This is a genomic window from Sphingomonas oligophenolica (assembly GCF_006438955.1).
Lineage (GTDB): Bacteria > Pseudomonadota > Alphaproteobacteria > Sphingomonadales > Sphingomonadaceae > Sphingomonas > Sphingomonas oligophenolica_A.
Map to the genome: position 1 here is coordinate 43,035 of NZ_RCZK01000014.1, position 22,768 is coordinate 65,802.

The 22,768-nt window shown below is 65.9% G+C and carries 19 protein-coding genes and 1 pseudogene; 15 read left to right on the forward strand and 5 right to left on the reverse strand.

Annotated elements, in window-relative coordinates; translation table 11 throughout:
• The first annotated feature begins 150 nt into the window (after nt 1-150).
• The 5 genes and pseudogenes from EAH84_RS13685 (at nt 151) to acs (ending at nt 6,121) form a co-directional block, all read left to right on the forward strand.
• The gene (locus EAH84_RS13685) at nt 151-951 is read left to right on the forward strand and encodes a Brp/Blh family beta-carotene 15,15'-dioxygenase (RefSeq protein ID WP_241656610.1); all 801 of its coding nucleotides are present in this window, start codon (nt 151-153) and stop codon (nt 949-951) included.
• A pseudogene (locus tag EAH84_RS16240) lies at nt 951-1,079 on the forward strand (NAD(P)-binding protein); the annotation flags it as partial. The gene EAH84_RS13685 and the pseudogene EAH84_RS16240, both read left to right, overlap by 1 nt.
• 219 nt (nt 1,080-1,298) lie before the next feature.
• Complete coding sequence (locus EAH84_RS16245; RefSeq protein ID WP_241656613.1) at nt 1,299-2,060, forward strand: hypothetical protein; 762 nt, start codon at nt 1,299-1,301, stop codon at nt 2,058-2,060.
• A 64-nt stretch (nt 2,061-2,124) separates the two neighbouring features.
• Nucleotides 2,125-4,152, forward strand: coding sequence for a TonB-dependent receptor (locus EAH84_RS13695; protein ID WP_140872565.1), 2,028 nt, complete (start codon nt 2,125-2,127; stop codon nt 4,150-4,152).
• Between the two features lie 22 nt (nt 4,153-4,174).
• On the forward strand, nt 4,175-6,121 hold the full coding sequence (acs, locus tag EAH84_RS13700) for an acetate--CoA ligase (protein WP_140872566.1): 1,947 nt from the start codon (nt 4,175-4,177) through the stop codon (nt 6,119-6,121).
• A 146-nt stretch (nt 6,122-6,267) separates the two neighbouring features.
• Here acs and EAH84_RS13705 read toward each other — a convergent pair whose 3' ends face one another.
• From EAH84_RS13705 to EAH84_RS13715, 3 genes are read right to left on the reverse strand one after another with little or no spacing between them, the layout of a single operon-like run.
• Nucleotides 6,268-7,131 carry a ferritin-like domain-containing protein gene (locus EAH84_RS13705; RefSeq protein ID WP_206663973.1) on the reverse strand — a complete coding sequence of 288 codons (864 nt, stop codon included), beginning with the start codon at nt 7,129-7,131 and terminating at the stop codon, nt 6,268-6,270.
• Nucleotides 7,128-7,568: a ferritin-like domain-containing protein gene (locus tag EAH84_RS13710; protein ID WP_161978402.1), complete on the reverse strand. Its 441-nt coding sequence runs from the start codon at nt 7,566-7,568 to the stop codon at nt 7,128-7,130. Before EAH84_RS13710 ends, EAH84_RS13705 begins: the two co-directional genes overlap by 4 nt.
• Nucleotides 7,490-8,056 carry a ferritin-like domain-containing protein gene (locus tag EAH84_RS13715; protein WP_140872567.1) on the reverse strand — a complete coding sequence of 189 codons (567 nt, stop codon included), beginning with the start codon at nt 8,054-8,056 and terminating at the stop codon, nt 7,490-7,492. Before EAH84_RS13715 ends, EAH84_RS13710 begins: the two co-directional genes overlap by 79 nt.
• A 190-nt stretch (nt 8,057-8,246) precedes the next feature.
• On the opposite strand from EAH84_RS13715, the gene EAH84_RS13720 reads away from it, so the two are divergent.
• From EAH84_RS13720 to EAH84_RS13740, 5 genes are all read left to right on the forward strand, one after another.
• A complete protein-coding gene (locus EAH84_RS13720; protein ID WP_425326464.1) occupies nt 8,247-9,083 on the forward strand; it encodes a class I SAM-dependent methyltransferase in 837 nt (278 codons plus the stop codon).
• Between the two features lie 84 nt (nt 9,084-9,167).
• Nucleotides 9,168-11,810: an EAL domain-containing protein gene (locus EAH84_RS13725; protein WP_140872568.1), complete on the forward strand. Its 2,643-nt coding sequence runs from the start codon at nt 9,168-9,170 to the stop codon at nt 11,808-11,810.
• A gap of 430 nt (nt 11,811-12,240) precedes the next feature.
• A complete protein-coding gene (locus tag EAH84_RS13730; RefSeq protein WP_140872598.1) occupies nt 12,241-14,136 on the forward strand; it encodes a ribonucleoside-diphosphate reductase subunit alpha in 1,896 nt (631 codons plus the stop codon).
• Between the two features lie 82 nt (nt 14,137-14,218).
• Entirely contained in the window at nt 14,219-14,659 is a 441-nt protein-coding gene (locus tag EAH84_RS13735; RefSeq protein ID WP_140872569.1) for an endonuclease domain-containing protein, read from the forward strand.
• A 79-nt stretch (nt 14,660-14,738) separates the two neighbouring features.
• Nucleotides 14,739-16,985: a transferrin receptor-like dimerization domain-containing protein gene (locus EAH84_RS13740; protein WP_140872570.1), complete on the forward strand. Its 2,247-nt coding sequence runs from the start codon at nt 14,739-14,741 to the stop codon at nt 16,983-16,985.
• A gap of 45 nt (nt 16,986-17,030) precedes the next feature.
• Here EAH84_RS13740 and EAH84_RS13745 read toward each other — a convergent pair whose 3' ends face one another.
• Entirely contained in the window at nt 17,031-17,282 is a 252-nt protein-coding gene (locus EAH84_RS13745; RefSeq protein ID WP_140872571.1) for a DUF2171 domain-containing protein, read from the reverse strand.
• A 56-nt stretch (nt 17,283-17,338) separates the two neighbouring features.
• Here EAH84_RS13745 and EAH84_RS13750 point away from each other — a divergent pair, with 56 nt between their 5' ends.
• The 5 genes from EAH84_RS13750 (at nt 17,339) to EAH84_RS13775 (ending at nt 20,196) form a co-directional block, all read left to right on the forward strand.
• Complete coding sequence (locus EAH84_RS13750) at nt 17,339-17,539, forward strand: hypothetical protein (protein WP_140872572.1); 201 nt, start codon at nt 17,339-17,341, stop codon at nt 17,537-17,539.
• Between the two features lie 37 nt (nt 17,540-17,576).
• Complete coding sequence (locus EAH84_RS13755; RefSeq protein WP_140872573.1) at nt 17,577-18,635, forward strand: ribonucleotide-diphosphate reductase subunit beta; 1,059 nt, start codon at nt 17,577-17,579, stop codon at nt 18,633-18,635.
• Nucleotides 18,636-18,638: 3 nt separating this feature from the next.
• Nucleotides 18,639-19,283 (forward strand): DUF4145 domain-containing protein, encoded by a 645-nt coding sequence (locus EAH84_RS13760; RefSeq protein ID WP_140872574.1) that lies wholly within the window; start codon nt 18,639-18,641, stop codon nt 19,281-19,283.
• Between the two features lie 387 nt (nt 19,284-19,670).
• Nucleotides 19,671-19,940 carry a DUF4160 domain-containing protein gene (locus EAH84_RS13770; RefSeq protein ID WP_140872575.1) on the forward strand — a complete coding sequence of 90 codons (270 nt, stop codon included), beginning with the start codon at nt 19,671-19,673 and terminating at the stop codon, nt 19,938-19,940.
• The gene (locus tag EAH84_RS13775; RefSeq protein ID WP_140872576.1) at nt 19,933-20,196 is read left to right on the forward strand and encodes a DUF2442 domain-containing protein; all 264 of its coding nucleotides are present in this window, start codon (nt 19,933-19,935) and stop codon (nt 20,194-20,196) included. Before EAH84_RS13770 ends, EAH84_RS13775 begins: the two co-directional genes overlap by 8 nt.
• A 485-nt stretch (nt 20,197-20,681) precedes the next feature.
• On the opposite strand, the gene EAH84_RS13785 is transcribed toward EAH84_RS13775, so the two are convergent.
• The gene (locus EAH84_RS13785; RefSeq protein ID WP_140872577.1) at nt 20,682-22,754 is read right to left on the reverse strand and encodes a catalase; all 2,073 of its coding nucleotides are present in this window, start codon (nt 22,752-22,754) and stop codon (nt 20,682-20,684) included.
• Nucleotides 22,755-22,768 lie beyond the last annotated feature (14 nt).

Here is a 22,768-nt window from a genome sequence, read left to right on the forward strand (position 1 = left end):
GAGCTTGCCCAACCAAGGGTAATACACCGTCGCCGTGCCCCCGTTGGGCGCGGCGACGCCGTGTATCCGGCGTATTGGGTCGCAGCCGCGCTGCTGCTTGCTGCCACTGCCCTGCGGGTGCCGCTCGGGCAGCCGGCAGCGATTGCCGCGATGACTATTCTGTTCATCGGCGGCGGGCTGCCACACGGCGCGTACGATATTGCGCTCCTGCGGCGCATTGTCTCGGTTGATCGGTCGCGTCTGGCGGTAACGGTCGGCGGCTATGCAGCGATCGCGGTGCTGACCGCGATGTTGTGGATGGCGTTTCCACTGGTCGCGCTCGTCCTGTTTCTGACCGTCGCGGCAGTGCATTTCGGCGAGGACTGGCAAATGCTAGACGAGCCGTTGCTGCGCTCTGCGGCTGGCGCGGCGGTCATCGCCGCGCCCACGATCGGGCATCAGGCGGATGTGTCTATGCTGTTCGTCGAAATGAGCGACGCGCGGGCAAGCGTGATCGCGCAGATCATCACCGCCGCCGCACCGGTGACATTGCTGGTGACCGCCGTCGGCATCGCGGTGTCGTGGCGGGACGGCAGCCGCCATTGGGCGGCAGCGATGGCGCTGTGCCTGTTGCTGCTGATGATCCTGCCGCCGGTTGCCGGGTTCGCGCTGTTCTTCGTATTCCTGCACTCGCCGCGGCATCTCGCGCAGACGCGCGTGATACTCCGCGACATGACGCAGGCGCGGTGGCTCATGACCGGCGCGGCGCTGTCGGGCAGCGCGATCCTGGGTTGGTGGGTGCTGCACCGGCTGGGATCGTCGCGCATCGACCAGAACATGGTGGCGCAGGCCTTTCAGCTACTTGCATCGGTCGCAGTGCCGCACCTTTTGCTGTCGCGCTGGCTGGAAGACCGGTTGCACCGACCCGAGTCACCAAATCCGATGCCATCAAGAGTTGAGACCGCGCCGTGATGATACGCCGCACCGCGATTGTGATCGGCTCGGGCATCGGCGGCATCGCCCGCGCGATTCGTCTGCAGAGCCTCGGTTTCGACATACGCATCGTCGAGCAACTCGACGATGTCGGCGGGCGCGCCAGTGCCGATCAATCGCTCGACGAACAACTGGTAGTTCAACAGTTCCGACCCGCCCGGGCTTCACCTCACCCACCAGCTTTTCCAGCCGCTCGATACTCACATCCGCTGTCCCCAAGCGGGCATGCTAATCGGCGCGCGACAAGGTGGTCAGCCCTTGCGGAGCACCCGGCACCTCCGCAACCCCCGGCTGCCCTTGCCCCGCACGGGATAGCGGCATATCCCGTGGCCGACCGCCGCCGTCCCGGCCCGGCGACGCGAACAACCAAGGATACGACGATCATGATGAAGCAACTGGCCATGCTGGGTAGCGCATTGGTGGCGGTTGGTGGTTGCAGCGACCGTCAGTCCGCTGACGCCAACACCACCGCCGCCGCGGCCACCGCCAGCCCGATGACCGCGACCGGGCGGGTGCGCGGGGTCGTGCAGACGGTCGGCGCCGATGCGCTCGCGATCCAGACCTATGACGGCCAGTCGGTGAACGTGCCGCTCGACGCGAAGACCGGGTTCGCCTGGGTGGTCGATTCCAGCCTCGCGACGCTCAAGGATGGCGATTTCATCGGCACCGCGACCACCGGCCCCAACGACGCGTTGCGCGCGGTCGAACTCGTGATCTTCCCCGAATCGATGCGCGGCACCGGTGAGGGCCATTATGACTGGGACGTGCCCGGCGTCGTCGCCGCCGCGGGTGGCAATGCGGGCGCGTCGAGCGCGATGACCAACGGCACCGTCGAGCAGCAGAGCGCCATGACCAACGGCACTGTCACCGGCGGCGCGGGCAAGCCCGGCGAGACGACGCTGACGATCTCCTACAAGGGTGGCACGTCCAAGGTGCTCGTTCCCGTCGGCACCCCGATCGTCCGGTTCGAACCGACCGATCGCGCGATCCTCGCCAAGGGGCAGAGGGTGTTCGCGGTGACGACCCCCGACGCGCCCGGCGCCAAATTCGTCGCGGTCGGCAAGAACGGCCTGACCCCGCCGATGTGATCGCGCGGCATCGGGAGGTCCGCCCGTCGCGCCCTCCCGATCGCGCATTTCCGTCCGAAAGTCGATGATGTCCCTGCGGCTCCCCCCGTTGCTGGTCGGCGCGCTCGTCGTGCCTTCGTTCGTCCTCGCGCAGGATAAGCCGCCTACCTCTGCCCCCGTCCCGCCGCCCGACATCGTCGTGCTCGGGCGCGGGCTCGATGTGCCGCCGGGGACGACCGCCTATGGCACCGTGAGGATCGACCGCGACCGGCTGACCGGCGACGCGTCGGGGCGGATCGAGGACGTGCTGCAGGACGTCGCGGGGCTCCAGCAATTCCGCCGGTCGGACAGCCGTTCGGCCAATCCCTCGGCGCAGGGCGTCACGCTGCGCGCGCTCGGCGGCAACGCCACCAGCCGCGCGCTCGTCCTGCTCGACGGCGTGCCGCAAGCCGATCCGTTCTTCGGCTACATTCCGTTCAACGCGCTCGTGCCCGATCGGCTCGGCGGGGTGCGGGTGACCCGCGGCGGCGGCGCGGGCGCATTCGGCGCGGGCGCGGTCGCGGGCACGATCGAACTCGCCAGCGCGACCCGCGCCGATCTGCCGCTAGTCGACGGTGCCGCCTTTTACGGCAGCCGCAACAGCGAAGAGATCACCGCCGCGGTGTCCCCCGACGTCGGCACCGGTTATGTCACCGCATCGGGCCGGTTCGAACGCGGCGACGGCTTTTTCACCACCCCCGCCGACCAGCGCGGCCCCGCCGATGTCCGCGCGCGCTATCGCGATTGGTCGGGCAGCCTGCGCGGCGTCGCGGCGATCGATGCCCACACCGAACTCCAGGCGCGCGTCCTCGTCTTTCGCGACCACCGCACGCTGCGCTTCCGCGGCGCCGACAGCAGCTCGGACGGCGAGGACGCCAGCCTCCGCCTCGTCCATCACGGCGCCTGGGCGATCGACGCGCTCGGCTATGTCCAGGAGCGCAACTTCACCAATCAGGTGATCAGTTCGACCAGCTTCAAGCTCGCGCTCGATCAGCGCGACACCCCCTCGACCGGGATCGGCGGCAAGATCGAACTACGCCCGCCGGTCGGCACCGCGCACCTCATCCGCATCGGCGTCGACGCACGCCAGGCGCAGGGTGCACTCCGCGAGGACGCCTACAGCACCGTCACCGGCCGGATCACCGCGACGCGCCACGCGGGCGGCGACACCGCGACCGTCGGCGCGTTCGTCGAGGACGACTGGACGCTGGGGCGGCTGATCCTGACCGGCGGCGCGCGGGTCGATCGCTGGACGATCACCCAGGGTTTCTTCGAGGAACGCAGCCCGACCGGCGCGCTCACCACGAACAACCGCTTCGCGAACCGCGACGGCGTCGCGGGCACTGGCCGCGTCGGCGCGGTGGTCGAGGCGACCAGCGGCGTGAAGCTCCGCGCCGCCGCCTACACCGGGTTTCGCGTGCCGACGCTCAACGAACTCTACCGCCCGTTCACGGTCTTCCCGATCCTGACCCAGGCCAATGCCGCGCTGAAGCTCGAACGGCTCAAGGGCGCGGAGGTCGGGGTCGACCTCACCCCGCTGCCCGGCGTCGCGATCGGCCTGACCGCGTTCGCCAACCGGCTGGGCGATGCGATCGCCAACGTCACGCTGACCCCGGTGCTGCGCCAGCGCCGGAATGTCGACGCGATCCGCGTCCGAGGAATCGAGGCGACCGCACATATCGCGCACGGCGCGGTCGCGCTCGACGCCAGCTACGCGTTCAACGACGCGCACGTCCGCGCCTCCGGCATCGCCGCCGCGCTCGACGGCAAGATTCCCGCACAAAGCCCGCGCCACGTCGCCAGCGCCACCCTCGCCTATCGCCCCGCGACCGGCCCGACGCTGTCGGCGACACTGCGCCGCGTCGGTGCGCAGTTCGAGGACGACCTCGAGACCAACGTCCTGCCGCCTGCCACCACGCTCGAGGCGGTCGCGACGGTGCCGCTCACGCATCGCGTCGCGATCGTCGGGCGTGCGGAAAATATCTTCGACGCCACCGTCGTCACGCGCAATGCGGCGGGATCGATCGACCTCGGCACGCCGCGCACGCTATGGATCGGCGTCCGGCTGCGATAGGCACGGCGCCAAGGAGAGGGTGATGACCGACACCGCGCACGCGCAAGATTGCTATCCCGTCGGCGGCGACTGGACCGACGCGCGCGTCGATGCCGCCGCCTATGAACGGCTCTACGCCGCCGCCGCCCGCGATCCGGACACCTTCTGGCTCGATCAGGCCAAGCGGCTCGACTGGACGAGTCCCCCCACCGTCGCGGGCGACTGGTCGTTCGACGCAGACGATTTCCGCATCACCTGGTTCGCCGACGGCACGCTCAACGTCGCCGCCAATTGTCTCGACCGGCACCTCGCCGAACGTGGCGATACCGTCGCGATCATCTGGGAACCCGACGACCCCGCCGACGCCCCCAGAACCTTCACCTATCGCGAACTCCATGCCGAGGTGTGCCGCTTCGCCAACGTCCTCACAGCGCAGGGCGTCGCCAAGGGCGACCGCGTCACCATCTACCTGCCGATGATCCCCGAGGCGGCGTTCGCGCTGCTCGCCTGCGCCAGGCTCGGCGCGATCCACTCGGTCGTGTTCGGTGGCTTCTCGCCCGACGCGATCGCGGGCCGGATCGAGGATTGCGGCTCGACCCTCGTGATCACCGCCGACGAAGGTCGCCGCGGCGGCAAGCGCATTCCCCTCAAGGCCAATGTCGACGCCGCCGCTGCCAAGGCTCCCGGCCTCGCCAAGGTCATCGTCGTCAAATCGACCGGCGGCGATGTCACGATGACGCCCCGCGACGTCTGGTATCACGACGAGGCCGCCAAGGTGTCCGCCGCCTGCCCCGCCGAACCGATGGCCGCCGAGGATCCGCTGTTCATCCTCTATACCTCGGGGTCGACCGGCAAGCCCAAGGGCGTGCTCCACACCTCGGCGGGCTATCTGCTCTGGGCGAGCTACACCCACGAACTCGCGTTCGACTATCGCCCCGGCAACGTCTTCTGGTGCGCCGCCGATATCGGCTGGGTCACCGGGCACACCTATGTCCTCTACGGCCCGCTCGCGAACGGCGCGACGACGCTGATGTACGAAGGACTCCCCAACTGGCCCGACGCCAGCCGCCTCTGGCAGATCGTCGACCGGCATCGGGTCCACACGCTCTTCACCGCCCCCACCGCGCTGCGCGCGCTAATGAAGGAGGGCGACGCGTTCGTCACCGCCACCGATCGTTCGTCGCTGAAACTGCTCGGCAGCGTCGGCGAACCGATCAACCCGGAGGCGTGGCGCTGGTATTACGAGGTCGCGGGCGACGCGCGCTGCCCGATCATCGACACCTGGTGGCAGACCGAAACCGGCGGCGCCATGATCGCCCCCATCCCCGGCGCGACCGCGTTGAAGCCGGGCAGCGCCACGCGACCCTTCCCAGGCGTCTTCCCCCGTCTCGTCGATGACAAGGGCACGACGCTTGACGGCGCCGCCACCGGCAACCTCGTCATCACCCAGAGCTGGCCGGGGCAGATGCGCACGGTCTGGGGTGATCACGATCGCTTCGTCCAGACCTATTTCACGACCTATCCGGGCACCTATTTCACCGGCGACGGCTGCCGCCGCGACGCGGACGGCTATTACTGGATCACCGGCCGCGTCGACGACGTCATCAATGTCAGCGGCCACCGAATGGGCACCGCCGAGGTCGAAAGCGCGCTGGTCGCGCACGCCGCGGTCGCCGAGGCCGCGGTCGTCGGCATGCCCCACGACATCAAGGGCCAGGGCATCTACGCCTATGTCACGCTCAACAGCGGCGTCGCGACGACCGACGATCTGCGCGCCGAGCTCGTCACCTGGGTCCGCCAGGAAATCGGCCCGATCGCGACCCCCGACAAGCTCCAGTTCGCCCCCGCGCTCCCCAAGACCCGCTCGGGCAAGATCATGCGCCGCATCCTCCGCAAGATCGCCGAAGGCGACACCGCAAGCCTGGGCGACACGAGCACGCTGGCCGACCCGGCGGTAGTGGAGGATCTGGTGGCTAATCGGGTGGGGTGAGGGGTGTGTGGGGGCGGGCGTGGGACCAGTTCTGCTACGCCCTTAGTGGCCGATCGCGAACATTCGGCAATCAACCTCGCCCCGCAGCTCTAGACGTCGATCGACCGGCACCCGCGTGGGGGGGGCGGATGCCGGCTCGACCTTCCTCAACTCGACACGAGTTTTCCATTCGTGCCGTCGGGGAAAAATCCACCGCGCGTCACGCCCGCGGCGGGGTTGGCGAAGACGATGTTGTGCACTTGTTGCGGCGTGCGCCCAAAGGCGATGCTGTTCTCGTCGGCCGGTACCAGGTTCTGGCGCCCGTCCATCATCACCGGCTGGTCGCTGTCCGACCCGCCGTCGAGCGTATCGCGCACGTCCGACATCGCGGTCGAGGCGGTAATCGCGCTGCCGCCGGTGCGCACGATCACCGATCGGATCACGCCGGCGTGATAGGCCTCGGCCGCGAGGATTCCCGCCGCCGAGGTCAGGATTTTCTGGTCGTGAATCAGGTTCGCCGCCGCCTTGTACGCGGTGACGCCGACATCCTCGAACAGGAAGGCACCAAGCCAGAAGCTCGTCTCGTCGGCGAACGGATCGAACCCGGCCAGCCCCGCCGCCTGAGCGACCCCCTGGAACCCCGCGTCGAAATCTATCGTCGGGCGCTGGATCGCGTTTGCCCCCAGTGCCGAGCGCAGGAACAGCACGTGCGCCAGCTCGTTGCGGGTGATGTCTTCGATGAATCCGCGTCGGACGTTGCTGGTGAAGTTGACCTTGCGCCCGCCGCGCACCGTGCCGCCGAACGACCCGCCCGCCGCCTCATCGAGCGTCCGGCCCATCACCCCGCGCAGATAATATTCGGCTTCGAGATATTCGAGGTTCAGCGCGAAGTTGAGGATATCGTTGTCGGTCAAATTGGCCGCCGCAGCCGGGGTCGAGATCATCGCGGTGGCGGTGACGCCGGCAAGAGCGGCGAACATCGCCGCGCGCGCCGGATTGGTCGGCGCGTCTCGATCGATGACGTTGCTCATGCGCCTGCTCCCGGGGTGAGAGGGGGTTTGTCGCGGACGGTCCGTCGGACGACGCCGTTGACGCCGCGCGGGAAGAAGCCGCCGTGGTTTACGCCGCCGCCGGGTGCGCCATAGACTTGGTTGAGCACTTCGCCGACGCGGCGTGGGAACGCGCGGCCTTGCGCATCGGTATTCGAAATATGGATGCGACCGGGCTCAGTGACCGTCTCGGCATTTTCCGGCCCGTCGAGCGTGTCGCGGGCGCGGCTGATCGCATTGGCCTTTTCGATCGTCGCTGGCCCCATTTCGCCGATCTGCGCGCGGATGATCCCGGCGTGATATGCCTCGACCGCCAGGATGCCGGCGGCGTCCGCCAGCTTCATGTCGCTCGCAACACGTTTCGCCGCGCCAGCATAGGCCGACACACCGACATCCTCGAACAGGAACGCGCCGAGCACGAAGCTTTCCTCATCGGCAAACGCATCGAAATTGGCGCCGAGCCCGGCGAGTTGACCGACGGCGCGAACGCTGCGGTGAAGTCGATCGCGGGGCAGCTCATTTCGACCAGCAACTTGCCCTTGATCGCCTTGCGCAGGAAACCGACGTGATGGCGCTCGTCGTCGGCGATTTCGGCCATGAATTCGCGCACGAACGGCGTCTGGAACGTGACCTGACGCCCGCCGGTGATGGCGCCGGGCTTGGGGCCGAGCATTTCGCTGGAGAGGCCAGTGCCGGTGACGCCGCGGGCGTAATATTCCGCCTCGAGATATTCGAGGTTGAGCGCGAAATTGAGCACCGGCGCATCCGTCAGCGGACTCGGGGTCAACGCGAGTCCCAGCCCTTGCGGGACGATCCGCGCGCACCCGGCAACGCCGGCGGCGACTCCAGCGGCCATCGTCGCGCGCAGCATGTGGCGCCGATCCAAGATGGCGAGGTGTTCGAGCATTGCGGCGCCTCCGGTAATTCACGGTGAAGCGTCCGTTATTAACGACAGTTTGGTCGAGGCGATTGATTGTAATCAACACCTTATGAATTCATCGACTACACCAACAGCAGCGCCCACCGCTCCCACTACCCCCGTTGCCCCCACCCCCCAACCCGCTACAACACACCCTCCCCCTCCCGAAAGGCTCCCGATGCCCCTGCTTCGCCCCCTTCTCGCCGTGCTCATGCTCGGCAGCGCCACGCTCGCGGTCGGGCAGCGGGCGGCACCGTCCGCGCTCGTCGACGCGACCAAGGCGACCACCCGCACCCCCGCGAACGTCGCGCGCGATCGCTATCGCCATCCGGTCGAAACGCTCGCGTTCTTCGGGGTGAAGCCGACCGATACCGTCGTCGAGATCTGGCCGAGCGGGGGCTGGTACACCGAAATCCTCGCGCCCTATCTCGCCGCGCACGGCAGCTTCTATGCGGCGGGGCCGACCGCCAAGGCGCTCGCGACCGTCACCGCGAAACAGGCCGCCGCGCCCGCCGCGTATCGCACGATGCACCTCGCCACCTTCCCCGCCCCTGCCGCCAGCACCGACGCCCCCGCCGCGGTGCCCGCGGCCAGCGCCCCCCCCGCGGTGCCAGCGGGCAGCGCCGACGTCGTCCTCACCTTCCGCAACGTCCACAACTGGCGGTTCGGCAAGACCGACCAGACCCAGGCCGCGTTCGACCAGATGTTCGCGATGCTCAAACCCGGCGGCACGCTCGGGCTGGTCGAACACCGGCTCCCCGAAACCGCGGTCGGGATCGAGGAAGCGCGCAGCGGCTATATGAAGCAGTCCTCGGTGATCGGGTTCGCGACCAAGGCGGGGTTCCGGCTGGTCGGCGAGAGCAAGGTCAACGCCAACCCGCGCGACACGCATGATTACGCCAAGGGCGTGTGGACGCTGCCCCCGTCCTATATCGAGGGCGATGCCGACCGCGCGCGCTACACCGCGATCGGCGAAAGCGACCGGATGACGCTGAAATTCGTCAAGCCCGCCTGACCGCCGGGACGGCGCGCCACCCGCGCTAATTAACCACGATCGGTTCGCAGTTTCGCAACCAATTCGCCGCTAGATCGGTCGTGCATGAAACCGCGCCGTTCCTCGACCGATCCGTTCCGGCGCCGCATCGGGCGGCTCCACGCGCTGGGGCTGGTCGAGGATGACGGCGAGCGCGTCGTCGCGGCGCTCGGCACGCGGCTGCGGAGCCTCGCGTCGATCTGGCCGATCGCGATCGCGGCGCAGGCGATCGCGTTCACCGTGCTGATGACGATGACCACGCTCGCCGATCGCGCGCCGCATCCGCTCGTATCGGTGATCGCGGGCGGCACGACGCTCGCGCTGTCGGTCGCGCTGCTGGTCGCGCTCGCCGCGCCGCGCATGGCGGCGATCGCGCCGATCCATCGCAACCGGCTGGTCGTCGGAATCGTGATCCCGATCGCGGCGGGGCTGTTCATGCTGCTGGCCCAGGCCGCGGCGCTGCCGACCGGTGGGATGCGGACCACAGCGCTCGTCGCGTGCATCGGCGGGATCGGGCTCACCGCGGTCAGTATCCACCAGGTGCGCGCGGCGTCGCTGGGGTTCAGCACCGGGTTGCTCGCGGCGTTCGCGGTCGTCACCGGCGCGTGGGGCGCGATCGCGATGGGATTCGTGTTCGTCGCGTGCCTCGCAGCTGCGACGATCCGCTTCGCCCGGCTCGACCTGGTGGCCGCGCTCGACCAGGCCGACCGTGCGCATGAGGGGCAGCTCGCGATCAAGATGATCGCCGAATTCGAAACCCACGGCACCAGCTGGTTCTGGGAGGCCGATCGCCAGGGCCGGATCACCTATCTGTCCGCCAAGGTCGCCGCCGACATCGCGGGGGATGGCCAGTCCCCGGTGGGGTTGCTGCTGACCGAAGTGTTCCGGATGGACAGCGCGACGCCGGGCACCGAACGCACGCTGGCGTTCCACGTGTCGTCGCGCACCTCCTTCTCCGATTATTCGGTCTGCGCCGCGAGCGATGACCAGGCCACGCGCTGGTGGTCGATCTCGGGGCGACCGCTGATCGACGATTACGGCCGGTTCCAGGGCTTCATCGGGTCGGGCACCGATCTCACCTCGATCCGCCAATCCGAAGCCGAGATCACCCGGCTCGCGCTGTTCGACAGCCTGACCGGGCTCGCCAACCGCCAGCGGATCCGGATCAGCCTCGACAAGACGCTCAAGCAATCGGCGGGCGGCTATCGCCCGTCGTCGCTGTTCCTGATGGACCTCGATCGGTTCAAGGCGGTCAATGACACGCTCGGCCACCAGGCGGGTGACATGCTGCTCAAACAGGTCGCGCAGCGGCTCGAACGCGGGGTCGGCGATGCGGGGCTGGTCGGGCGGCTCGGCGGCGACGAATTCCAGGTGCTGCTGCCGGGAATCGACCATCGCGACGCGCTGACCACGCTCGCCAAGGATCTCATCGCCTCGATTGCGCAACCCTTTTTCATCAGCGGCGCGAGCATCACGATCGGCTGTTCGATCGGGGTCGCGATCGCGCCGCACCACGGCGAGGACGCCGAAACGCTGACCCGCAACGCCGACCTCGCGCTCTACGCCGCCAAGGCCGACGGTCGCGGCGTCCACCGCTTCTTCTCGGAAAATATGCTCGAGGGCGCCAAGACCCGCAAGCAGCTCGAAGATGACATCCGCGCCGGCATCGTCGCGGGCGAATTCTACCTCGCCTATCAGCCAGTGGTCTCGACCCGCGACGAACGCATCGTCGGTTATGAGGCGCTGATCCGCTGGAACCACCCGACCCGCGGCGCGATCTCCCCCACCGATTTCATTCCGGTCGCCGAGGAATCGGGGCTGATCGAGGCGCTCGGCGAATGGGTGTTGCGCACCGCCTGCCACGACGCCGCCGGCTGGCCGGGCGACGCGCGGGTCGCGGTCAACGTCTCGCCGATCCAGTTCGCCAACCCCGCGCTGCCCGCGATCGTCACCTCCGCGCTCGCGAATGCGGGCCTGGCTGCGCACCGGCTCGAACTCGAAATCACCGAAGGCGTGTTCCTCGACGAGACCCACTCGTCCGACCGGATGTTCAAATCGCTGAAAGGGCTGGGCGTCCGCCTCGCGCTCGACGATTTCGGCACCGGCTATTCCAGCCTCGGCTATCTGCGCTCCGCGCCGTTCGACAAGATCAAGATCGACCAGAGCTTCGTGCACGGGTCGGCGCAGCCGGGCAACCGCAACGCTGCGATCATCAAGGCGATCGTCACGCTCGCCGACACGCTGGGGATGGAAACCACCGCCGAGGGGGTCGAGATCCAGGACGAGATCGAACTCCTCCGCGGGCTCGGCTGCACCCATATCCAGGGTTATGTCTACGGCCAGGGCATCCGGTCGGCGGAGGTCCACCTTCAGCTCGGCGGCGCGTCGACCGCGCCGGTGACCGGCCACAAGGCCAGTCGCGCGCCGCGCACCCGGATGCTGCGCTCGGCGCGGCTCGCGATCGGCGGGGTTGAGGGTGATGTCCGGATCCGCAACATCTCGACCTCGGGCGCGATGATCGACGGCGTCGCGATCGACCCCAAATCGGTCGGGATCGAGGTGCTGATCGAGCTGGTCGAAGACCAGATGTTCGCCGCGCGCGTCGCCTGGGCGAAAGACGGCAAGGCGGGTCTCGCCTTCGCGCAAGGCTTCGACCTCGAACGACTCAACCAACCCACCCCCGGCCGCAAGATCCGCCGCACCGCCTGATCGCCGACCGCCGCCGGCCGATCACACGACCCGCGACGCGGCGGTCCGGCGAAATATTTGCGTTCCCCCGCCGTTCTCTTGCAATCGCGCGAACCCGCGCAAGTCCACGCGTCGCTGCGCTGCGGCATCGACCAACCGACTCGTGTGTGCGACGAACCGAGTCGCTAAAATGTCATTAACTCCCTTGCGTCCGCCGCGGGTTTGGCACAATCTCTGGTGGTTGAGTTCGGGGGCGGACCCAATCACTGGTATAAACCCGGTCGCAATCTTATATTGCGGCAAGGATCTTGTGCGCATGTTCCACAGGGGATGTGCACATTTTGTTCTCACCGCCCGCCGACTCGAATGATAGGATGCGGGATGCCCCCGATTCCTTTGGGTCCGATTCGAACGGACCCGGCACATGATCGGCGATGACGGGAGCAAGATGATGGATTTCAGGGACAGTCAGGCAAGCGACATGAGCACCGATACGATCGAAGCGACCGCCGACACGGCGCCCGCCACCAGGACCGACAGCAAGTCGATCAAGCCGCAGCCCTATCCGGTCGAGGTCGACCACAGCCGCGATGCGCTGCTCACCGATTTCGGCAAGGAGACGCTGAACGATCGCTACCTGCTCCCGGGCGAGGGCTATCAGGACCTCTTCGTCCGCGTCGCCTCGGCCTATGCCGACGATGCGGGCCATGCGCAGCGAATCTACGATTACATCTCGAAACTGTGGTTCATGCCCGCCACCCCCGTGCTGTCGAACGGCGGCACCGGGCGCGGGCTGCCGATCAGCTGCTATCTGAACTCGGTGCCCGACAGCCTCAACGGCATCGTCGATACCTGGAACGAGAATGTCTGGCTCGCCAGCCGCGGCGGGGGGATCGGCACCTATTGGGGCAACGTCCGCGGGATCGGCGAGCCGGTCGGGCTGAATGGCAAGACCAGCGGGATCATCCCGTTCGTCCGCGTCATGGATTCGCTCACCCTCGCGATCAGCCAGGGTAGCCTGCGCCGCGGCTCGGCGGCGGTCTATCTCGACGTCAGCCACCCGGAGATCGAGGAATTCCTCGAAATCAGAAAGCCTTCTGGCGATTTCAACAGAAAAGCTCTCAACCTCCACCACGGGGTCCTTATCCCCGATGCGTTCATGGAAGCGGTCCGCGCGGGCGACGAATGGATCCTGCGCAGCCCCAAGGACCAGACCGAACGTGGGCGCGTCGATGCGCGCGCGCTGTTCCAGAAGCTGGTCGAAACCCGCCTTGCGACCGGCGAACCGTACATCGTGTTCGCCGATCACGTGAATTCGAACATGCCCAAGCATCACCGCGATCTGGGCCTGAAGGTCTCGACCTCGAACCTGTGCAGCGAGATCACGCTGCCGACGGGCCGCGATCACCTCGGCAACGATCGCACCGCGGTTTGCTGCCTGTCCTCGCTCAACCTCGAGACGTGGGACGAGTGGAAGGACGAAAAGGGTTTCGTCGAGGACGTGATGCGCTTCCTCGACAACGTCCTCCAGGATTACATCGATCGCCACGAGCCCGGCATGGAGCGCGCCGCCTATAGCGCGGGCCGCGAACGCTCGGTGGGCCTCGGCGTCATGGGCTTCCACAGCTTTCTTCAGGCGCGCGGCCTCCCCTTCGAGGGCGCGATGGCGAAGAGCTGGAACATGCGGATGTTCAAGCAGATCAAGGGCCAGGTCGACGAAGCCTCGATGCAGCTCGCGATCGAGCGCGGCCCCTGCCCCGACGCCGCCGAGATGGGGGTGATGGAGCGGTTCAGCTGCAAGATGGCGATCGCGCCGACCGCGAGCATCAGCATCATCTGCGGCGGCACCTCTGCCTGCATCGAGCCGATTCCCGCCAACATCTACACCCACAAGACGCTGTCGGGCAGCTTCTCGGTCAAGAACCCGTATCTCGAAAAGCTGCTCAACGAGAAATCGAAAAACAGCGATGCGGTATGGAATTCGATCCTCGAACACGGCGGGTCCGTCCAGCATCTCGACTTCCTCGATGCCGAGGAAAAGGATTGCTACAAGACGTCGTTCGAAATCGACCAGCGCTGGCTGCTCGAACTCGCGGGCGATCGCACCCCATATATCGACCAGGCGCAATCGCTCAACCTGTTCATCCCCGCCGATGTCGAGAAATGGGATCTCCTCATGCTCCACTTCCGCGCGTGGGAACTCGGCATCAAGTCGCTCTATTACCTGCGTTCGAAGAGCGTCCAGCGCGCGGGCTTCGCGGGCGGGGTCGAGAACGACAACACGATCGACAAGCCGAAATACGAATTCCAGACGACCGACTACGACGAATGCCTCGCGTGCCAGTGAGGTGGGAAGCCTAACGCCACCTTCTGCGCCACAATCCCTCTCACCCTGTGGGAGAGGGAGGGAGCCGCGTAGTGGCGGAAGGGTGAGGGGGAATGCGGACGGCCTAACCAAACGCCAGCTGCTCCCGACCGGCACCACCACCAAAGTCCGCACGCTCCGCCACAACCGCACCGAACCCGAAGCCCGCCTCTGGCGTGCACTCCGCGAAACCTTTCCCGACACGAAGTTCCGTTTCCAGGACCCGTTCGGCCGCTACATCGCCGATTTTTGCGCGCACCGCGCGAAACTGATCATCGAAATCGACGGCGATACGCACGCTACCACCGAGATTTACGACGCAAACCGAACCCACTTCCTCAACCTCGAAGGCTATCACGTGATCCGCTTCACCAACGCCGACGTGATGCACAATCTGGACGGCGTCATCGCAGAAATCACGATCCAAGTTCCTTCTCCCCCTGTGGGAGAAGGAGGGAGCGGCGCGCAGCGCCGCGGAAGGATGAGGGGGAGTCGCGAGACCTAACGTCCCCCTCACCCTGCCGCCGCTTCGCGGCTCCCTCCCTTTCCCACAGGGGGAGAGGGAATAAAGAAAGACCCTATTCATGACGCATCTCGCCCGCCTGCTCGCCGCCACCGCTGCCCTCGCGCTCGCCACCACCCCGCTCGCCGCGCAAACCGCGCCCAGCCAGGCGCGCGAGGCGCAGTTCGATGCGCAGATCAGCACCGCGGACCAGCTCGCGTGGCTCGAACAAATGTCGTCCGCTCCCAACCAGGTCGGCAGCGCGCATGACAAGGCGAACGCCGACATGATGCTCGCGCTGTTCAAGCAATGGGGCTGGGACGCGCATATCGAGCGGTTCGACGTGCTCTATCCGACGCCCATCTCGACCACACTCGAACTCGTCGCGCCGGCCCGCACGACGCTCGGCGGGCAGGAACCCGCGGTCGCGCTCGATCCCACCTCTGGCCTCACCAAGGACGCGATCACCCCCTATGTCGCCTATCAGGGCGATGGCGACGTCACCGCGCCCGTCGTCTACGTCAATTACGGCATGCCCGACGATTACGACGCGCTCGCGCAGCGCGGGATCGACGTGAAGGGCAAGATCGTGCTGGCGCGCTACGGCGGCGGCTGGCGCGGCCTCAAGCCCAAGCTCGCGCAGGAACACGGCGCGGCGGGCGCGCTGATCTATTCGGATCCCGGCGACGACGGCTATGCCGAGGGCGAAAGCTACCCCGCGGGCGGCGCGCGCCCCGAAGGCGGGATCCAGCGCGGCTCGGTACAGGACATGACGACCTATCCCGGCGACCCGCTCACCCCCGGCGTCGGCGCGACCGCGAACGCCAAGCGCCTGACCCGCGCCGAGGCAAAGACGATCCTCAAAATCCCCGCGCTCCCGATTTCCTACGGCGACGCCGCCAAGATCATCGCCGGGCTCGAAGGCCCCGTCGTCACCGGGCGTCAGCGCGGCGGGCTCGGGCTCGCGTATCGCTGGGGCGGCACCGACGCGGTCAAGGTCCACCTCGCGGTGAAGTCCGACTGGTCGCTCAAACCCGTCTACGACGTCATCGCGACGATGCAGGGCAGCACCTACCCCGATCAGTGGGTAATCCGCGGCAACCACCATGATGCGTGGGTGTTCGGCGCGTCCGATCCGCTGACCGGCAACGTCGCGATGATGTCGGAGGCGAAGGCCTTGGGCGCGCTCGCCAAATCCGGGTGGCGCCCGCAGCGCACGATCGTCTACGCCAGCTGGGACGGCGAGGAGCCGGGGCTGATCGGCTCGACCGAATGGGCCGAGGCACACGCCGCCGAGCTCCAGAAAAAGGCGGTCGTCTATATCAACACCGACAATAACGGCCGCGGCTATCTCGGCGCGGAGGCGAGCCACGACCTCCAGCATTTCGTCAGCACCGCGGCGCGCGACGTCACCGATCCGCAGACCGGCGTCCCCGTCCTCGACCGCGCCCGCGCGCGCCTCCTCGCGCGCGAGTTCGAAGTGCCGGGCAGCATCCCCAAACGCACCTATGACGCCGCGAAAGCGGGCGGCGACCTGCCGCTCGGGCCATTGGGCTCGGGCTCCGATTATTCCGCGTTCCTCCAGCATCTCGGCATCGCCTCGATCAACCTCGGCTTCGGCGGCGAGGACGCGGCGGGGGGCAGCTATCATTCGGTCTATGACAGCTTCTACCACGTCACCCATTTCGACGACCCCGGCCTCGTCTATGGCGCCGCGCTGTCGAAGGTCGCGGGGCGGCTCGTCCTGCGCGCCGCCGACGGCCCGCGCGTTCCCGCGCGCTACACCGATTTCGCCGCCACCGTCGGCACCTATGTCGACGAGGTCATGAAGCTCGCCGCCGACCAGCGCGCCGCGGATCGCGCGCTCAAACAGCTTACCGCGGACGGCGATTTCAAATACGCCTCGAGCCCGACCGATCCCACCACCGCGCCGCCGTTCAAGGGCATCACCCCGCTGATCGACATGCTCGCGCTGCAGGACGCATCGGACCGGCTCGCGCGCTCGGCGGGCGCCGCGGACGCGATGCTCGGGCGGCTCGACGTGCTGCCCCCCGCCACCCAGGCGCGGATCACGCAGAGCCTCGCGCAGATCGACCAGCTCCTGCTCGACGACGGCGGCCTCCCCGCGCGCCCGTGGTTCCGCAACATGGTCTACGCCCCCGGCACGCTCACCGGCTACGGCGCCAAGACCCTCCCCGGGGTGCGCGAAGGCATCGAACAACGCCGCTTCGACGACGCGCGCGCCTATGTCGGCAAGACCGCCGCGGTGCTGAATGCGTACTCCGACCGGCTCGACGCCGCGGTCGCACTCGCGAAAAAGGGCGCGTGAGGAATGTCCCCACGCGCCCTTCATTATTCGTCGAATGAGCCGCTGTTATTCGGCCGTCTCGAACATGTCGACCGCGTTCGCCGCGGTCGCGGAGAGCCGCACCGTGTCGCCCTCGATTTCGGCGACCAGTCCCGCGGGCAGGTAATGATGCTTGGCACCCTGTCCGCTTTCGGTCGACGGGCTGTCGGTCTTGGTCAGCTTGATCCGCTCGCCATCGACATGATCGACGGTGCCGACATGGACGCCATCGGCGCCGATGACCTTCATATGTTCCTTGATGTTGCTATGATCGTGCATGACATGCCTCCTGTGGTTGAGTCGGGGGTGAAACGCATCACGACGGAGTTCGCTGCATGACGCTCCAGATCGCCATCATGTATGCGGTCGCCGTGGTCTTCGCCCTGACCGGCGTGGGGCTCCTCCTGTCGCTGATCCGCCCCGCTGGCCCCGCCAAAGTATATGTCTATCGCATGGTCGGCATCATGGCGCTCGCCTTCGGTCTCGTCCTCGCGCTGTCGGCGAGCGCGATGTGGCAGTGGAGCACCGAAGCATGATCCTTTCCCTTATCCCCTTCCAGTCGGAGTAACCCCCATGTCCCTTCTTCACGCCTCCAAGCAGTACAAGCCCTTCGAATACCCCTGGGCGTTCGAATTCTGGAAGCGCCAGCAACAGCTCCACTGGCTCCCCGAGGAAGTCCCCCTAGGCGAGGATTGCCGCGACTGGGCGCAGAAGCTCACCGACCACGAACGCAACCTGCTGACCCAGATCTTCCGCTTCTTCACCCAGGCCGATGTCGAGGTGCAGGATTGCTACCACGAGAAATACGGCCGCGTGTTCAAGCCGACCGAGATCAAGATGATGCTGACCTCGTTCAGCAACATGGAGACGGTCCACATCGCCGCCTACAGCCACCTGCTCGACACGATCGGGATGCCCGAAAGCGAATATGGCGCCTTCCTCGAATATGCCGAGATGAAGGAAAAGCATGATTACATGCAGAAGTTCACCGTCGACAACGACGAGGATATCGCGCGCACGCTCGCGATGTTCGGCGGCTTCACCGAGGGCGTCCAGCTCTTCGCCAGCTTCGCGATGCTGATGAACTTCCCGCGCTTCAACAAGATGAAGGGCATGGGCCAGATCGTCACCTGGTCGATCCGCGACGAGACGCTGCATTGCGAGGGCATCATCAAGATGTTCCACACCTTCTGCGCCGAGCGCCAGTGCCTGACCAAGGCGGTCAAGGACGACATCGCCGACGTCTGCCAGACGACGATCCGGCTCGAGGACAATTTCATCGACCTCGCGTTCGAGATGGGCCCGGTCAACGGCATGACGCCCAAGGAGATCAAGAAGTACATCCGCTACATCGCCGACTGGCGGATGAACCAATTGGGGTTGAAGCCGATCTATATGATCGACGAACACCCCCTCCCCTGGCTCGCCCCGATGCTCAACGGCGTCGAGCACGCCAACTTCTTCGAACAGCGCTCGACGGAGTATTCGAAGGCCGCGACCAAGGGCCAGTGGAACGACGTCTGGGACAGCTTCGACAAGCGCCAGAAGGCGAACGCGGGGAAACCCGCGGCGAACGAGGATGTGGCCGAGAGCGGGGACATGTTCTCGGCGGCTGGGGTGGCGGCGGAATAGAAGTTGGGTATTACGCTGAAAAGAGACTGTCCCTACTGCGGAACTCAACACGTTGCGTTCGAGGCCCGCAGCCAATGGACTAATCTAAAAGGAAATGATCGCGCACTGTTCTCCTGCGGACATTGCAGAGAGGCAGCAATCTTCGCATTTACATTAACTAATAAGTATAATCTTGCACAACTGCAAGGAGATGGTGCGCGTCTTGGTATAGTAGTAGACCAACAATGGCCTGAACCGCGAGCTGCTGTAGCACCGGTGGACACACCACTATCCGCCGCACGCTTTTTTGAGCAGGCCGTAAGTAGCTTAGTGTCAGGTGCTTTCGATGCTGCTGGAATGATGTATAGGAAATCACTTGAGAGTGCAACGAAGGTGCTTGACCCAGGAAGTGACAAGAAAAACCTTGCAACTAGAATAAAGTCACTGGTCAGCGTGCATGCTATAACGCCGGCACTCGGATCATGGGCCAATGAAGTTAGGTTGGGTGGAAATGAGGCTGCGCATGAGGACGACCCTTTTTCAAAAGAGGATGCCGAAGCCCTCCATAGCTTTTGCGAAAACTTCCTGACATACGCCTTTACAATGCCATCAGCGGTCGCACGTCGTGCTGCTCCGCAAAAAGGTGCAAATCAACCTGAGCCGTCCTAGCAAAGACCCCTCTATTTTTCCCCCAGAGACCCGCTCCAGCCCCACACTGACCTACTCTCCACCTCGCGCGGAAGCGGTTCGGCACGATCCTCTCCGATCCGTCGTGGCGGTTTCAAAACCGCACCGGCAAGGTCGCGCCCGAGCATGAGCGGCCCATCCGCTACGGCACGATGACGCTCGACGGCATCTGCCGCTGACAGCGCACGCTCTGCCTGAGTACTTTATATCTCCATTGATTGGCGTATAAGTTTCCGCTGCGGTCTTGCCTCGATAGCCGCATCCCCCGGAGCGAAACGCAAGATGGGCTGCTGTCCGCGGGGTTGGTGGTTATCCTGACACACAAAAACCGCCATTGATTTTCGGGTAATTTTCACCTGAAATCTTCCGATGCCCGTCGTCTCGCTCTTCTTCGGCATCGTCATCCGGATGTATTTCGACGGTCATCCTCCGCCGCACTTCCACGCCAGCTACCAGGGCTTCGAGGCGTTCGTCCGGATCGAGGATGGCGAGATCACGCGCGGCTCGCTGCCGCGCAAACCGACGCGGATCGTGCAGCAATGGGCTCTCGACCACGGACCCGAACTCATGGCAAACTGGCAACGCGGCGGCGCCCTGACGCCGCTGGAGATGATCGCCGGAGCCGACCAAGATGATTAAGCTCACCCACCTTCGACCCAACGGCGACTCGGCCTTGTCGCTCGTCTTTTCCGACGGCACCACCGCGCACTGGTCCGCCGCCGATCTGATCGCGCGCGACACCGTCATGACCCGCCCGCTTGCCGACCCCGCCTATTTCGCCCGCGCCTTTATCGAGAGCGGTGCGCTGGCATGGCCCAACGGCGTCGAACTCTCCGCCGACAGCCTCCATCAGCGCCTATCGGCCAGCGGTGCGCTGGTGCGCTCCGCCGCCTGACGCGAACTCGGAGGAATCACCGCGCCTACGGCGCACAACCGCCCCGCCTGCCAGGTTCGAGGTTGCCGGTTCACCCAGGGGACCCCTCGTCTCTCGCGAGCTGCCGTCGCCCGCCAAGCATTGCGCTGCACAGCGTGACGGCGAGCATGGCCATAGCCGCCTCCGGTCGAGCACGCAGGGAGCATCGACCCAGATCCGGGGCGTAGCCGCGCGATCTCGAACGCCTGATCCGCCGGCCATGTCATCACAGATACTGGCGGCGGCGCCGTCGGCCCTGTCGGCGGAGCGCCGCCCTCCTGCTGCTCACGCCAGCGACGCAGCATCGTCGGCATGATCCCCAGCTCTCCTGCCACCGCACCTCCCGTGAAGATCACGAAGCCCTAACCGATCACCCGCGCGCCAAGGTTGGCAGCGGTCATGACTGCGACGGTGCATGTCGTCTCCAGCGCAACCCAGCCTGCCAAATCCGCCATCGGTCTAAATGCTCAGGCGAGCATGCGCACGGACGGTTCGCGATCGTAGAAGCGCATCGCGGCGGCCTTCACGAACGCTCCGTCGATCCCCAGGATACCATCATCGGGTTCGACGCCCGCCTTATCCAGCAAGGGCTGTGCGGCCTCACTCGCACCGACAGCCTTCAAATGACCGAAGGCATTCATCACGAATTCGACCGCTGCCGATTCCTGCATCAAGGCTGCGCAGCCTTCATCCGACACGATGATCGCCACTGCGTCGAAGAGCTGGCTGGGGGTGCCCGCCAACTGGCCATCGGCCTTGCGCTGCTTGCCATTCGACAGTTTCGCGCCCCCGACCCTGGGTGCGACGATCACTGATTTGCCCTTGGTCTCGGCGATCGCGGCGATCAGCTTGTCGAGCGCAACCGCATCGGTACCATCGGCGATCAAAATACCGACCGCGCGCCCTTCGAGCGTCGGTTTCATATTTTTGTGGATCGACAGCGCGTCCGACGGATCCATATCAACGGGATCCTTCGCTGCCTTCGCCTTGGCGGGAAGATCGATGCCAAGGCCCTTGGCAACGCGTTTGGCGAGGTCTTCGTCGACGTTGCGGAGGTTGGCGACCATGCGCGGAGGCACCTGATCGAGCAGTCCGACCTTCGACAGTTCGAAGACGAAGGCTGACGCGATATGCGCCTGTTCATGAGGATCCTGCGATCGGTAAAATAGCCGCGCCTGGCTGTAATGGTCGGAAAAGCTCTCGGGGCGCACGCGCAGCTTGTCGCCCATTTCGTCTGGGCCGGTCACTGCATTGGTTGTTGAGAAGCCGTCCATGCTTTCGCGCGGGCCGCCCTCTTCCCCATGCGCGGCAAGGCTGTTGGGCTCGTAATTCGCGCGGCCGTTGGGCACATTGGTCTGCATCATCCCGTCGCGCTGGAAATTTCCAAATGGGCAGCGCGGCGCGTTGATCGGAATCTGGTGGAAATTCGTCGTGCCCAGCCGCGACTTCTGCGTGTCGAGATAGCTGAACAACCGCCCCTGAAGCAGCGGATCGTTCGAGAAATCAATTCCCGGCGGGACGTTCGACGGCAGGAATGCCGCCTGTTCGGTCTCCGCAAAGAAATTATCCACATTGCGGTTGAGCGTCATCGTGCCGATCAGCCGGACGGGAATGTCCTCCTCCGGGATCAGCTTGGTCGCATCGAGCACGTCATAAGGCTGCGCATCCGCGAACTCCTGGTCAAACACCTGGATGCCGAGGTCCCATTGCGGGAACGAGCCGGAATCGATCGCCTCGAACAGGTCGCGGCGGTGATAGTCGTTATCGGCCGCCTGAAGCTTGAGTGCCTCGTCCCAGATCGTCGACTGGACGCCGAGCCGCGGTTTCCAGTGGAACTTGACGAAGCTCGATACGCCCTCGGCATTGACGAGGCGGAACGTATGGATTCCGAACCCTTCCATCATCCGCAGCGAGCGCGGCAGCGTCCGGTCGGACATCGCCCACATCAGCATGTGCGTCGATTCAGGCGACAACGATGCCCAGTCCCAGAACGTATCGTGCGCGCTGCCAGCCTGCGGATAACCGCGATCGGCCTCCATCTTCACCGCATGGATCAGGTCGGGAAACTTGATCGCGTCCTGGATGAAGAACACAGGGATGTTGTTGCCCACGAGGTCCCAATTGCCCTCGTCCGTATAGAATTTCACCGCGAACCCGCGGACGTCACGGGGGGTGTCGACCGATCCCGATCCGCCGGCGACGGTCGAGAAGCGTGCGAATACCTCGGTCTTCTCACCATGCCTGAACACCGCCGCGCGGGTCAGATCGGAGATGTCGTCGGTTGCTTCGAAGACACCGTGTGCGCCCGATCCACGCGCGTGGACGATGCGTTCGGGGATGCGTTCATGATCGAAGTGAAAGATCTTTTCGCGCAGCACGAAATCCTCGATCAGCGTCGGACCGCGCGCGCCGCTCTTAAGGCTGTTCTGATTGTCGCTGATGGGCACGCCATGGTTGGTCGTGAGCACCCTCTCCTCGCCATCAGCGCGCTGATGCGGTTCGCCGCCATTGCCGATTGAGGGGTTAGGGGTCTTGGTCATGTCCATGTCCTGAG